The sequence below is a fragment of the Shewanella japonica genome (assembly GCF_002075795.1).
Lineage (GTDB): Bacteria > Pseudomonadota > Gammaproteobacteria > Enterobacterales > Shewanellaceae > Shewanella > Shewanella japonica.
Genome location: NZ_CP020472.1, coordinates 1,603,853 through 1,616,526, shown reverse-complemented (window position 1 = coordinate 1,616,526; position 12,674 = coordinate 1,603,853). Strand labels below are relative to the sequence as shown.

13 protein-coding genes are annotated in these 12,674 nt (G+C 40.1%); 8 read left to right on the top strand and 5 right to left on the bottom strand.

What is annotated here, in order from left to right; genetic code table 11:
* The first annotated feature begins 7 nt into the window (after positions 1-7).
* The 5 genes from pfaD (at position 8) to yghU (ending at position 6,656) form a co-directional block, all read left to right on the top strand.
* Positions 8-1,636, top strand: a complete 1,629-nt coding sequence (gene pfaD / locus SJ2017_RS07005) for an eicosapentaenoate synthase subunit PfaD (protein WP_080915296.1) — start codon at positions 8-10, stop codon at positions 1,634-1,636.
* 48 nt (positions 1,637-1,684) lie between these two features.
* The gene (locus SJ2017_RS07000) at positions 1,685-1,942 is read left to right on the top strand and encodes a hypothetical protein (protein WP_055023117.1); all 258 of its coding nucleotides are present in this window, start codon (positions 1,685-1,687) and stop codon (positions 1,940-1,942) included.
* Positions 1,943-2,255: 313 nt separating this feature from the next.
* On the top strand, positions 2,256-3,737 hold the full coding sequence (locus SJ2017_RS06995; RefSeq protein ID WP_080915295.1) for a CotH kinase family protein: 1,482 nt from the start codon (positions 2,256-2,258) through the stop codon (positions 3,735-3,737).
* A 211-nt stretch (positions 3,738-3,948) separates the two neighbouring features.
* Positions 3,949-5,523, top strand: coding sequence for a methyl-accepting chemotaxis protein (locus tag SJ2017_RS06990; RefSeq protein WP_080917425.1), 1,575 nt, complete (start codon positions 3,949-3,951; stop codon positions 5,521-5,523).
* A gap of 275 nt (positions 5,524-5,798) precedes the next feature.
* Positions 5,799-6,656 (top strand): glutathione-dependent disulfide-bond oxidoreductase, encoded by an 858-nt coding sequence (gene yghU, locus SJ2017_RS06985; protein WP_080915294.1) that lies wholly within the window; start codon positions 5,799-5,801, stop codon positions 6,654-6,656.
* A gap of 295 nt (positions 6,657-6,951) precedes the next feature.
* On the opposite strand, the gene SJ2017_RS06980 is transcribed toward yghU, so the two are convergent.
* Positions 6,952-7,209, bottom strand: coding sequence for a GIY-YIG nuclease family protein (locus tag SJ2017_RS06980; protein WP_080915293.1), 258 nt, complete (start codon positions 7,207-7,209; stop codon positions 6,952-6,954).
* A gap of 160 nt (positions 7,210-7,369) precedes the next feature.
* Complete coding sequence (locus tag SJ2017_RS06975; protein ID WP_080917424.1) at positions 7,370-7,789, bottom strand: hypothetical protein; 420 nt, start codon at positions 7,787-7,789, stop codon at positions 7,370-7,372.
* 276 nt (positions 7,790-8,065) lie between these two features.
* Here SJ2017_RS06975 and SJ2017_RS21690 point away from each other — a divergent pair, with 276 nt between their 5' ends.
* Both SJ2017_RS21690 and SJ2017_RS06965 read left to right on the top strand, forming a co-directional pair.
* Positions 8,066-8,713, top strand: coding sequence for a hypothetical protein (locus tag SJ2017_RS21690; protein WP_244899781.1), 648 nt, complete (start codon positions 8,066-8,068; stop codon positions 8,711-8,713).
* A 5-nt stretch (positions 8,714-8,718) separates the two neighbouring features.
* Positions 8,719-9,108 carry an MmcQ/YjbR family DNA-binding protein gene (locus SJ2017_RS06965; RefSeq protein WP_080915292.1) on the top strand — a complete coding sequence of 130 codons (390 nt, stop codon included), beginning with the start codon at positions 8,719-8,721 and terminating at the stop codon, positions 9,106-9,108.
* A 37-nt stretch (positions 9,109-9,145) separates the two neighbouring features.
* On the opposite strand, the gene SJ2017_RS06960 is transcribed toward SJ2017_RS06965, so the two are convergent.
* Positions 9,146-9,820 (bottom strand): PilZ domain-containing protein, encoded by a 675-nt coding sequence (locus SJ2017_RS06960; RefSeq protein WP_065109121.1) that lies wholly within the window; start codon positions 9,818-9,820, stop codon positions 9,146-9,148.
* 248 nt (positions 9,821-10,068) lie between these two features.
* Here SJ2017_RS06960 and SJ2017_RS06955 point away from each other — a divergent pair, with 248 nt between their 5' ends.
* The gene (locus SJ2017_RS06955; RefSeq protein ID WP_080915291.1) at positions 10,069-10,629 is read left to right on the top strand and encodes a CBS domain-containing protein; all 561 of its coding nucleotides are present in this window, start codon (positions 10,069-10,071) and stop codon (positions 10,627-10,629) included.
* Between the two features lie 90 nt (positions 10,630-10,719).
* Here SJ2017_RS06955 and SJ2017_RS06950 read toward each other — a convergent pair whose 3' ends face one another.
* The gene (locus SJ2017_RS06950) at positions 10,720-11,709 is read right to left on the bottom strand and encodes a GGDEF domain-containing protein (protein WP_080915290.1); all 990 of its coding nucleotides are present in this window, start codon (positions 11,707-11,709) and stop codon (positions 10,720-10,722) included.
* 174 nt (positions 11,710-11,883) lie between these two features.
* Positions 11,884-12,561, bottom strand: coding sequence for a fumarylacetoacetate hydrolase family protein (locus tag SJ2017_RS06945; protein ID WP_080915289.1), 678 nt, complete (start codon positions 12,559-12,561; stop codon positions 11,884-11,886).
* Positions 12,562-12,674 lie beyond the last annotated feature (113 nt).

Here is a 12,674-nt window from a genome sequence, read left to right as displayed (position 1 = left end):
AATAATAATGACTATTAGCACTCAAAACGAAAAGCTTTCTCCATGGCCTTGGCAAGTTGCGCCAAGTGATGCCAGCTTTGACACTGCCACTATCGGTAATAAATTAAAAGAACTCACTCAAGCTTGTTATTTAGTGAGTCACCCTGAAAAAGGCTTAGGTATTTCGCAAAACGCACAAGTAATGACTGAAAGCATAAACAGCCAACAGGATTTACCTGTCAGTGCATTTGCCCCTGCTTTAGGCACTCAAAGCCTAGGCGACAGTAACTTCCGCCGCGTTCACGGTGTTAAATACGCCTATTATGCTGGTGCGATGGCCAATGGTATTTCATCTGAAGAGTTAGTGATTGCATTAGGTCAAGCAGGCATTTTATGCTCGTTCGGCGCAGCTGGCTTAATTCCATCACGCGTTGAACAAGCCATTAACCGCATTCAAACCGCACTTCCAAATGGCCCGTACATGTTTAACTTAATCCATAGTCCAAGTGAGCCAGCACTAGAACGTGGCAGTGTTGAGCTGTTTTTAAAACATAAAGTGCGCACGGTAGAAGCTTCTGCATTTTTAGGCTTAACCCCGCAAATTGTCTATTACCGCGCTGCAGGTTTAAGCCGTGATGCCCAAGGTGAAGTGGTAATTGCCAACAAGGTTATTGCCAAAGTGAGCCGCACAGAAGTGGCGAGTAAGTTTATGCAACCAGCTCCTGCTAAAATGCTGCAAAAACTGGTTGATGAAGGCTTAATCACCCCAGAGCAAATGGCGCTTGCCCAATTAGTGCCAATGGCTGATGACGTGACTGCAGAAGCCGATTCTGGCGGTCATACTGATAACCGTCCATTAGTGACGCTATTGCCAACAATTTTGGCACTTAAAGATAAAATCCAAGCCGAGTACCAATACAAAACACCTATTCGTGTCGGTTGTGGCGGCGGTGTCGGCACCCCTGATGCAGCACTTGCAACCTTTAATATGGGCGCAGCTTATATTGTGACAGGCTCAATTAACCAAGCTTGTGTTGAAGCGGGTGCCAGTGAACACACGCGTAAACTACTTGCTACGACTGAAATGGCCGATGTCACCATGGCGCCTGCTGCTGATATGTTCGAGATGGGCGTTAAGCTACAAGTAGTAAAACGTGGCACCTTATTCCCAATGCGTGCTAATAAACTTTATGAAATTTATACCCGTTATGAGTCGATTGAAGCCATCCCAGCCGAAGAACGTGAAAAGCTTGAAAAACAAGTCTTCCGCTCGACCCTTGATGATATTTGGGCTGGCACTGTGGCGCACTTTAATGAACGCGATCCAAAACAAATCGAGCGCGCAGAAGGTAACCCTAAGCGTAAAATGGCGCTTATTTTCCGTTGGTACTTAGGTTTATCAAGCCGTTGGTCTAATTCTGGTGAAGCTGGCCGTGAGATGGATTATCAAATTTGGGCCGGTCCAGCACTGGGCGCGTTCAACGAATGGGCAAAAGGCAGCTATTTAGATGATTATACCCAGCGAAATGCGGTAGACTTAGCAAAACACTTGATGCACGGCGCAGCTTATCAAGCGCGTGTAAACTTACTTACCGCTCAAGGTGTGGCACTGCCTGTTGAATTACAGCGTTGGAGCCCGCTTGATCAGGTTAAGTAAGCCTGCCAAGCGTCATCAAGCTAAGTCATTTGGATATAGGTAGCGGTAATGAGCGAAACACAAAAACTTGATTTTTCAGTGGTTAATGGCACAACACTTGAGTCGTTCAACCAACAAAAAAATCTGATTAAACGCATGCTAAAAGGCAACAGCGCAACATGTGCTGAATGTAACAAGCCACTAACGCTGCAATTACCGCCTAATACTAAAAATGCCAAACCTGCCGAAAAAGCACCTGGGATATACTGCGCAAAAGGCTGCACAGATATTGAACTGGATATGGAAGCTGTGGCACTTTTAAAATAATACGATGAAATAACCCATAGATTATTTCATCATTACCATTTAAAAAAGGCATCGAAAGATGCCTTTTTATTGCAATTAATTGACCACTTTATCAAGTGGCGACTTACCTAATCACTCACCAAAATAAGTTATTCAGAATAGTGAATTTAGAATTGAGAGTTTAGGGAATGCTGTTACTGATACGGTTCAAATTAGGTAATTAAAATATACTTCATTGCTTCACGGTTCCTGCACGGTTTCTGCACTTTAATCACATAACATTAAAAACTCATAATAGCCATTATCAACTACGGGTTAACTTAGGAGTTTACTTATGTTCAGTCCCCTTCTCTATTCGCTTTTTCAAACGGGATGTAAACCATTTCGGCAACTATTAATTATACCGCTTACTAGCTTATGCCTATTAACTGCTTGTGATAGCTCAGATGATACCAGCAGCGAAGAGACTGTAATAACAGTACCTGACACTGAAATTGAAACACCGGTTGAGGAGTATAACGATACTGATTTTGAAGCAAGCGATTGGACCGATGACACCCATAGCAAAAGTGCAGATGCCAACTTTGATGAAGTATTTGCTGACAATGAAGTAAAACGCCTTGATGTGGTGGTCACTGAAGATCGCTGGACCATCATGCTTAACGATATGACTGATACTTATGGCACTTTTGGTACAACGACTAATTCAAACAACCTTGTAGATACAGATGACAACCCCATTATGGTGCCAGCTGATATTTATTACGAAGGCAAACAGTGGTATCGAGTTGGTATCCGTTTTAAGGGAAACTCGTCACTGCAAACCAGCTGGCAACAAGGCGTACTCAAGTTATCTTTTAAGTTAGATTTTGATGAGTTTGAAGACTACTACCCACAAATCGACAATCAACGATTTTATGGCTTTAAAAAGTTAAGTCTTAAAAATAATTACGATGATGAGTCGCAGTTACGTGAAAAAGTTGCCGCCGATGTATTTAAAGATGCAGGTTTAGCCGTCTCTCACACCGCTTTTTATACTTTATATATCGACCATGGTGATGGCCCTGAATACTTTGGCTTATATACCCTTGTGGAAGAAGTCGATGACACGGTAATTGATACTCAATTTAGCAGTGATGATGGTAACTTATATAAGCCTGAGGATGATGGTGCGACCTTTATTGAAGGATCTTTCAGTGAAGACAGTTTTGAAAAGAAAACCAATGAAGATGATGAAGATTGGTCAGATATTTTAGCTTTATTCGACGCATTACATGATGATACAGCGACTTCCGATCCTGTTACTTGGCGTGAAAACCTTGAAGCTATATTTGATGTTGATGTGTTCTTGAAATATCTCGCAGTGAATGGCGTAATTCAAAACTGGGATACTTACGGATTAATGCCCCATAATTATTATCTTTACAACGATCCAGACACAAACAAATTAACTTGGATCCCATGGGATAATAATGAGGCATTACAAACGGGTAAAATGGGCGGTGCATTAGAACTTAATTTCTCTGATTTAGACTCAAATTCTTGGCCATTGATAGCCAAAATCTATGCTGATGACACATACCGGGAACGCTATAACCAGTATTTATCTGACGTTATTAGCGATAGCTATGAAACCAATAAAATGCAGGCAATTTATGACAGTTACTCAGCATTAATAGAGCCTTATGCCACAACAGAGTTAACAGGTTACTCATTTTTAGAGTCTGCAAATGACTTTTATCAAGCAGTTGATGATTTATCTGAACATGCTGAAAGTCGAACAGACGCCGTAATCGATTACTTAAACACGCAATAGGTTGTAGATTTTTTCTGTCATTTTGCAGATACAATGAAAACGAAAGCAGCACTGGCTACTTTCGTTTTTGTTGCTATCAATTCAAAACCGTTTACTAGCGCACACTTTCTTATTAAAAAATAACACCTTAACAAGTCATTGACCTAAATCAAACATAATGTGAAAAAGCTAAGGCACTATGCCTCTTTATTTTTTAGTTTGGTTATTTCCAATGAGTGATATCAAGGCAAACAATATAGAGCAACCGCTGACGGACGAGTGCATTTTACTTTCTACCACTGATTTGAATGGTAATATCAAATACGCCAATCAAGCCTTTGCAGATATCTCTGAGTTCACGACAGATGAACTCCACGGAAAACCACACAATATTGTTCGTCACCCTGATATGCCTAAAGCAGCTTTTGAATCCTTGTGGCAACGGGTCAAAGACGGAAAACCTTGGTTTGGTATCGTTAAAAATAAAAGCAAAACAGGCAAGTATTATTGGGTTAATGCCTATATATCGCCAGTCTTTGAAAACGGCAAAATGCATGAACTACAGTCTGTTCGACGTAAACCTTGTCGTGAACACATCAATTCCGCTGAAAAAATTTACAAACAGTTAAATCAAGGTAAAGCCCCCAGAGAAACCACAGCACCACTGCTTAGCTTTACGGGTTCACTTTGCCTTTGGGCAACCGTTATTTCTTTGATAGGGGTAGTGTCTTCGCTCTTCATGCCAACTTTGGTCGCCGCTTTTTTCATTCCCTTAATGGCTGGATTTGTCATGTATTACTTAACGAGGCCGTTAAAAGAACTTGAAAATAAGGCCACAAAAATTATCGACGACCCAATTGCTTGCGGGATTTTTTCATCGAGTCAACATGAGTTGGGCAAAATTGAATTAGCCTTAAACTACTTAGTCACTGAAATGGGTGGTGTTGTCGGCAGGATGGCAGATTCAGCCACCTCCATTAGCGAAGAAAGCCAGCAACTTAATCAAACTATATCGACCACTCGTGAACGGGTTAAAGAACAAACACACCAAACCCGTCAGGCCGCAACAGCAATGGAGCAAATGACGGCAAGCTTCACTGAAGTTAATCAAAATACCCGCAATACAGCACAAGAAATTACCACCAGCCAAGAGGCTGCTAGTAAAGGTCACGATAGTATGGACAAAGTAGTCAATGCAATTGGCGAGCTTAGAAAAGAAGTGGTTCATTTCTCAACGGTGGTCAATACAATTGAAAAAGACAGCCAATCAATCGCATCGGTCCTAGGAGAGATTAAAGGCATCGCAGAACAAACTAATTTATTAGCGTTAAATGCTGCCATTGAAGCGGCTCGAGCAGGTGAAACTGGCCGTGGGTTTGCCGTTGTGGCGGACGAAGTAAGGCAATTATCAATTCGCACCAGTGATTCCACATCAGAAATTGAACACATAGTCACGAACTTTCAAAAAACCACAAAGGAAGCGACTCAAGCAATGGAGTCTGGTCAGTTGCAAGCCGATTTATCAGTATCCTTAGCAGAAGAAGCGGATGACACCTTTGCTCAGCTCCTTAACTCAATTAATCGCATACACGAAATGGCTGAGCTTAACTCTTCAGCCATGAACCAACAAACAGCGGTCGCAGAAGAAATTAGCCAATCTATTTTACAGATAGATGAGATTTCAAACCTGACCTTAATTCAAACCGATGACACCCAAAACAAGTGTGAACAAATGAGCCGATTAGCCAATAAAACTCGTCATTTATCGAGACAATTTTGGACGCAAACAATCGAACGCACCAAATAAATACCTCCAATATTACCCAAAGCGTCATAACCTACATGTTGATTATGACGCAATCTTGCTCAACACTGATTAACTTCCCCATGTTTGCAGATAACGCGAGATTTAGCGGCTGATTGACTATTGCCCCCTCTTTCTGATTGTCATTTTTTCCTGTTGTGACAGTTTATTTTTTGATAAGACTTTTTAATTTAAAAAATGCCCTAATATCATATATACAGTTAACGTTAAGCCATGCTTATAAAGCCGTTTAAAGCGATTCAAAGTGAGGGTACACAATGACAAACGAATTTATTCCACCTAAAAAATGGGTAATGGAAGAGGAAAATGGCGGCAAGTTTGCCAGTATAAACCGTCCTGACTCTGGTGCGCGCTATGATAAAGATTTACCGGTTGGGAAGCATGCACTGCAGCTTTACTCTATGGGCACCCCAAACGGCCAAAAAGTCACGATTATGTTGGAAGAGCTGTTAGCCGCAGGGATCACTGACGCAGAATATGATGCTCACTTGATTAGCATTGGTGATAGCGATCAATTCTCATCAGGTTTTGTTAGCGTTAATCCAAATTCAAAAATACCGGCATTATTAGATAACAGTACCTCAACGCCTATTAATGTATTTGAGTCAGGCGCTATTTTACTTTACCTCGCTGAAAAATTTGGCTGCTTCTTACCAACAGATTTAGCTGCTAAAACCCAAGTCATGAATTGGTTGTTTTGGCTGCAGGGCTCGGCTCCTTATTTAGGTGGCGGTTTTGGTCACTTTTATGCTTACGCCCCTGAAAAGTTTAAATACCCTATCGACAGGTTCTCTATGGAGGCCAAGCGTCAACTTGATGTACTTGACAAGCAATTAGCTAAACACCGCTTCTTGGGTGGTGATGAGTATAGTATTGCCGATATTGCGACATGGCCTTGGTACGGAAATTTGGTGCTTGGAAACCTATATGAAGCAGCAGAGTTTTTAGATGTTGAAAGCTACCCTAACCTAATGCGCTGGGCAAAAGACATTGAACAACGTCCAGCTGTCGCGCGTGGCAGAATCATTAATCGAACCTGGGGGGAAGAGTGGGAACAACTAGCGAATCGTCATAGCGCCGAAGATATTGATAATGTGCTTAAACGTCAGCCATAACACTCACAATTTCTCAATCCATTGGTAGATCACTCAATTTTGATAATGTGAGCCTTTACCTTTGATGTGATTCACTCTCATTGGGAATGAAGTTTGATAAAGCGGTAGGCACACCATCAAGTGCTTATCGCATTATTGCTAACCAACAACCCCTTTACCGATTAACCACTTTCAAGCTTGTTCCAACAACATAAGCACGTCGGCTGTACGTCTGGCGGTAAAGTAATGATAAAACCACAATGCGGGCAAAAATCCCCAATATTTAAACGGACATAAGATTGTGTTTGCTTATACATCAGCATCGCTCTTCTTTTCGATTATATTGAGGTGAATACATCGCCATTAGCTGTGCTTCTACAGCACCCCTTACACAAACAGGCTCACCATTTAGCGGACTAGGTACAGTTACGTTAGTCGCAATCCATAGCTCCATATCACGTATTAACTCCTCTTTAACTAACCTGCCAGCCGTACCATGTGACCAAATACGTTTTCCAAGTAGACCACTCTCGCCGACATATAAAACCTGATCTCCTTTCTTGAAAAAATACACCCCCGAAATGTCTCTTGGTAACAGAGAAAACCAGTGCTTTCTTGTTGCATACTCATTACCCTCAAAGTCATATAAGCCATAAGTTTCGCTATTACGATTAACAAGCCATGCTTGAGATCAACTGATATTAGCGATATGAGTAAATGTAATACTGCCCATTTTAAAGGTATTCATCTACGACCTCAGCGCAGTTAAACCCCTGGTACATCTGGCCATCAGGCCTCAACTTCGAACTTGTTACAGCATTATCACTAACAAACTTGGTATAAATTGTATCTACTCTTTTAACAGGCTTACCAAATAACACTCGAGTATTTCCTCCGATAGCAGATACCAGTCGACTACCTAGCATCTGATGTTCTTCAGTTTCTATCTCATCTAATATGGCCACAACTTGATAAGCCACTGGAATTTTACGGTTTGCATTGATGACATAAACCCAATCTCCTTTTGAGATTGAACAAAAGTCATCCCAGCCATGTTGGCCAGGTGCTAAATCGAAAAAAGCATTGTTACCAAGCGATGCATATATTTTTCGGTGTGGACGATCAGCTATATTTGATACAAGAAATTTTCGCATAATGAACAAAGGCACTTAATACACATGTGTATATACTAATTAAGTTTCCCTACAAAGTAAACCGTACTAAGTACCTTTATTGTTTATTTCAATATAGATCATATTCAAATAACGCTAATCATAACGACTTTTTTATTGATTTCATTGAATTTTAGGCGCAAAGTTAACTATGTAAACCAGCTAATTAGAACGCTTAAAGAGTAAAAAGCGCACACTAGCAACACAGATAAAAGCAAAATTGCGCCAGTACTATCAGCACCTTCATATGAGGTAAATATGAACAAGCTACTAATACTTAGAGCAGTGACGAGGATTTATGACACCTTCAACCTCTGCAAAAGCACCCACTTTAATACCAGCCAACTAAACTTGTTAGCGACAGCGAATCACCTCATCGCTGCATGCTTTAACAGCAAAAGTCCAGCTAACGCTAAAATCAAATCAGCAAGTATCATCATTTGTTACTTATTTAACGGCATTGTTTTTAGCGTACATGCAACGGATGAGCACCTTAACAGTACAAGGCATCTTCAAACGATTTCCCCGCTTAAAACCGCTTTGCATTTGGAGACTTATTTAGGCGGACATAGTACAAATTTAGCTAACAAAGCCGCACTTTCGTTTGAGTTCGGCCAGAGAAATAGTCAGCATGTTTGCCATATAACCACAACAGAAGAGCATTTAATGCAATCCAATAATTTACTGGAAAACATTAATTTAAGTGAAAAACATTTCTTCTTTGACTGTCAAATTGATAATGATTTTTATGTATTATCTAACCAATACCGTACTTATGCCCAAGTGATAATTAAGCAACCTGACATCAACTTTCCAATGTCGATGCATATAGAGGCGAAACTTGTCACAATTGATGGCAAGCTGCTCAATGTCACCAGTGGTGATATCTCACTTAAACGGAAATAGCTCACATGGAATTTGACACAATAAGAGATTATTTACTGACTAAACCTTTTGCTACAGAAGACTTTCCATTCGGAGAATCTACTCACGTTTTTAAAGTTCACTCGAAGATGTTTGCACTAATGTCATGGCGAAATGATGCTTTGATGGTTAATGTAAAGTGCGATCCTGAAGACTCATTCGCCCTAAGAGAGATATTTAGCAATATTACGACGGGATATCATATGGACAAGAAACATTGGATTTCTATCTATTTACAGTCAACTGGGAGTGATAAATCTAAAGAATCTCGATTAATTCCAGATGGTGAGGTATTGCGCATTATTGATAATTCATACCTATTAGTCGTCGACAAACTTCCTAAGAAGCAACAAACAGCCATCAAACTGCATTTATAACAAACAAATCAAAGCGCTTTATAGGGTTTGAGCAAGACTATTTTTCAGAAAGCAGAGCTGTGTGCACTATTTTTTCGATAGTATTGTCTTGCTCACCTAAGAACTGACAACCAAACTCGACACCATTTTCGAATAATTTAACATTACACACTCTGGCTTTAATGGTGAGGTTTTCTTGTTCTGTAGCCTCTATCACGATTTCAATCTGCTCTCCCTCTGTTAACTCATCTTTTCCACCTTCACTAACTTCAATATGACAACCTGAAAGTGAAACATCGGTGATTTTAACTTGCCATTGGTTATCACCTAAAGCGATATTGGCGGTTAAATCTGTCAACACACGTTTGGTCGAACGTAAATTGTGAATAACCATATTATCTGGGAAATTCAATACCATAATACGAGATGGCTGACTCAAGGTTTGTTTGATTGTTGAAATAAATGCGATTACAGATGCCTCATGACCTTCCACTAAACCACGAACAGTCACTTGTGAGCCCTGAGTAATGTACTGGCTGTAGCCTCCCAATTTATTTGCATCTGGAAATTGAATTAGTATGAATTGTTCAGGTAGATAACCGATAAAAATGGTACGAAAACGCCCTTTTTTACCTGCAGGAGTCACAATATCAATATTGACAGGCGTACCAGCCAATAAGTATTTAAATTCTTTAGACAAACCCTCTTTAGTATTGATTTGTTTTGTGGTCATTTTACCTTCCCTGAACCTTTTATTTCCCAATCAAAGATTAGCACAAGATTTAACATACACAACAGTGAGTTAACCTTAATTAAATGTTATTCATGTGCTTGCACCTCTTGTATCTAGAGGTCTATGGTGAATATCACAAGGTTAAGGTTTTTGATGTAAAACATAAAAGACATTGCACCAAACCTGAATATTGACGGTCGTCAGATTCAGTCGCCTCAGCCGTTGACATAAGGTAACGGAGTTAACATATGAGAAATCTAGAATTATTCAGCACAGCATCTATCGATCACTTACTTTGGTCTACCAGCACTGACTCACCCAGCTTAGACTCTCCAGCGTTAGACGTATTTACTGATTTTGATGTAGCACGTCCTATTGTCGTTGATGCATCCACCAGCGCAGTGGCCACAGCAATAATCATGGAACAAACCCATGCATTTATGAGATTAGTTGTTGATAAGAATAATAAATTTTTAGGGGTGATAACGCTGCAAGAATTGTCTGACCATAATTTATTTGTTACCGCGAAAAAGCTAGACCTTACTGTAGATGAGCTTTTAGTCACAGAAGTGATGGTGCCAAGAGAAGAGCTACAAGCGTTTGACTATCAACAAATTTCAACAGCCAAAGTCAGTGATATAGTCAGGCTTTTGCAACAAAATAATTTGCACCACATGCTAGTCATCGATCATGAATTGCATCATATCCGAGGGCTGATTGCAGCGAGTGACTTAGCCAGAAAACTCAATATGCCAATAGAAATACATCAACGGCCTTCTTTCAGCCAAATTTTCTCTAATGCCCATTAATGATTTTGCCTAAACGATATAAATCACGGAGCCACTTACCTGACAAATCTCAGGTAAGTGACGATAAACCTTATTGAATATACGCAGAAACTAGCCTTGCTGTGTTAGTTGGCTTTCTTGTTCAACAAGCTGATTATCGAAAGCAACACACTGATTTTTACCATAAGTCTTAGCTTGATATAGGGCCAAATCCGCTTTTTGAATAATCTCTTTCGCTGAGGTGAAGTTGCTAGGTATGCAAGAAGTAAAACCTAAACTCAAGGTGACGATTTTACTTTTTGATCTTGGGTGCGGGATGCCGAGTTCGGCAATTTTCAAACGAATATCTTCAGCGAGTTGCGACACACTTTCTTGCTGTCCGTAACAAATAATAGCAAACTCTTCACCGCCATAACGGCATACCACATCGGTTGAACGCACACATACCTCAGCTATTGCTTGCGATACTTGTATTAAGCATTGATCTCCTTGGTAGTGGCCTAAGAAATCGTTATAAGCTTTAAAACAATCAATATCACACATGATTAATGACACTAATTGTCGCTCTCTTCGTGCTAGATTGATAATAAAGTCCAATTGAGAATCGAACTCTCTGCGATTGTTCAGCCCTGTTAATGCATCAAGCTTTGAAAGCTTAAACAATTTAGCACTCGTACGTTCACGCTCAATAATCCCAAAAAGTAATTGTGCATTTCCGCAATCGTCTCGAAGTATTGCTCTCGCTTTACTCGTAAAGTAAAGGATCTCACCTTGGTTAGCGTCATAATAAGGAAAACGATTATGGTATTCATCGATACGTCCTAAGCGCAAGTCACAGTAATCTTCAAAAATTCGCTTAGCTTTATGGGCATCTTTTACCGCAATATTTTTATTGTAATCCCCAGCGATAGGACAAGTCTTACTAACAGAATGTTGAAGGGTATTTGAGTCTAAAGAGAACATGTCACGCATGTTACTGTTGCAGTAAAAAACATTACTATTATCTTCTAAGTCTATTAGCCACCAGGAAACACCTGAAAAGCTTAATAACTCTTGATAAAGCGTATAATATTTTTCAATTCGCTTATTTGGAAACGTCATAATTGATTAGCCACTTTGTTCAAGCTAACCATTAGTCACTTACGCAACTAACTTTCCCTTTAGCAAAATGAATCAGCAAAACTACTATGATTATAGACCCTGTTTACGTAATTTCCTGTTTGCCTCTCATTTAGCTCAAAACAATGTCGTTAATAAATGCCGCTAATAAATGCATTAAACCGCTGTCCACCTATGTTCGATACACGGCTTTATTTGGGATACTTGCTCAGCTAACTGCTCTTGTGATGAATAATCGACATTGGCCCAAAGCTTAATCTCAAACACCGCCCCTAAAGCAACCTGGCCAACGCCTTTAGGTGTACCTGTCATCACAATGTCGCCATCCACTAACGTCATAAATTCATTCACCGAAGCTAGAATATCGTCAGCACTGTACATCATTAAATCGCTATGACCGAGTTGCCTGACTTCACCATCGATTGTCAATTGAAAGCAAAATGTAGCTCCGGCAGTTAACGACAATGAAGATAAACTGACAAAATCACTAAATAGAGCCGAGCCGTCAAATGCCTTAGCTCGCTCCCATGGTAGCTGTTGTGATTTAAGTTTGGACTGCAATTCTCTCTTGGTTAGGTCTAATCCCACCCCTACCCCATGAAACATCCCATTACGCACTGAAAAACATAGCTCTGTTTCAAAATGAATCGGCTCTTGATGAAATGAGATCAGCTGCGTGGAAATCGCAGAGTTAGGTTTTAAAAAAACCACCATATCTGAAGGCACCTCATTACCCAGCTCATGGATATGATCCACATAATTACGACCAATACAGATAATTTTAGACGGTGACGTCGCTTCACTATTTGAGTCATATTGAATTGTGTTTAACATTTGCTTAAGCCTCTAGATATCAATTCCTATCAGCATATTGATTTAGTTAAATCGAATCAAACATGTAAAGTAATTGAGAAGGCAGAAAAATTGTTTTATTAAACTGAGGAATA

Excerpts from the sequence above, each read along its gene's own strand:
- SJ2017_RS06945 (WP_080915289.1), bottom strand. The coding sequence starts at position 12,561 with ATGTTAAACACAATTCAATATGACTCAAATAGTGAAGCGACGTCACCG.
- SJ2017_RS06955 (WP_080915291.1), top strand. The coding sequence starts at position 10,069 with ATGAGAAATCTAGAATTATTCAGCACAGCATCTATCGATCACTTACTT.
- SJ2017_RS06975 (WP_080917424.1), bottom strand. The coding sequence starts at position 7,789 with ATGCGAAAATTTCTTGTATCAAATATAGCTGATCGTCCACACCGAAAA.
- SJ2017_RS06995 (WP_080915295.1), top strand. The coding sequence starts at position 2,256 with ATGTTCAGTCCCCTTCTCTATTCGCTTTTTCAAACGGGATGTAAACCA.
- SJ2017_RS21690 (WP_244899781.1), top strand. The coding sequence starts at position 8,066 with ATGAACAAGCTACTAATACTTAGAGCAGTGACGAGGATTTATGACACC.
- SJ2017_RS06990 (WP_080917425.1), top strand. The coding sequence starts at position 3,949 with ATGAGTGATATCAAGGCAAACAATATAGAGCAACCGCTGACGGACGAG.
- yghU (WP_080915294.1), top strand. The coding sequence starts at position 5,799 with ATGACAAACGAATTTATTCCACCTAAAAAATGGGTAATGGAAGAGGAA.
- SJ2017_RS07000 (WP_055023117.1), top strand. The coding sequence starts at position 1,685 with ATGAGCGAAACACAAAAACTTGATTTTTCAGTGGTTAATGGCACAACA.
- SJ2017_RS06965 (WP_080915292.1), top strand. The coding sequence starts at position 8,719 with ATGGAATTTGACACAATAAGAGATTATTTACTGACTAAACCTTTTGCT.
- SJ2017_RS06950 (WP_080915290.1), bottom strand. The coding sequence starts at position 11,709 with ATGACGTTTCCAAATAAGCGAATTGAAAAATATTATACGCTTTATCAA.
- SJ2017_RS06960 (WP_065109121.1), bottom strand. The coding sequence starts at position 9,820 with ATGACCACAAAACAAATCAATACTAAAGAGGGTTTGTCTAAAGAATTT.
- pfaD (WP_080915296.1), top strand. The coding sequence starts at position 8 with ATGACTATTAGCACTCAAAACGAAAAGCTTTCTCCATGGCCTTGGCAA.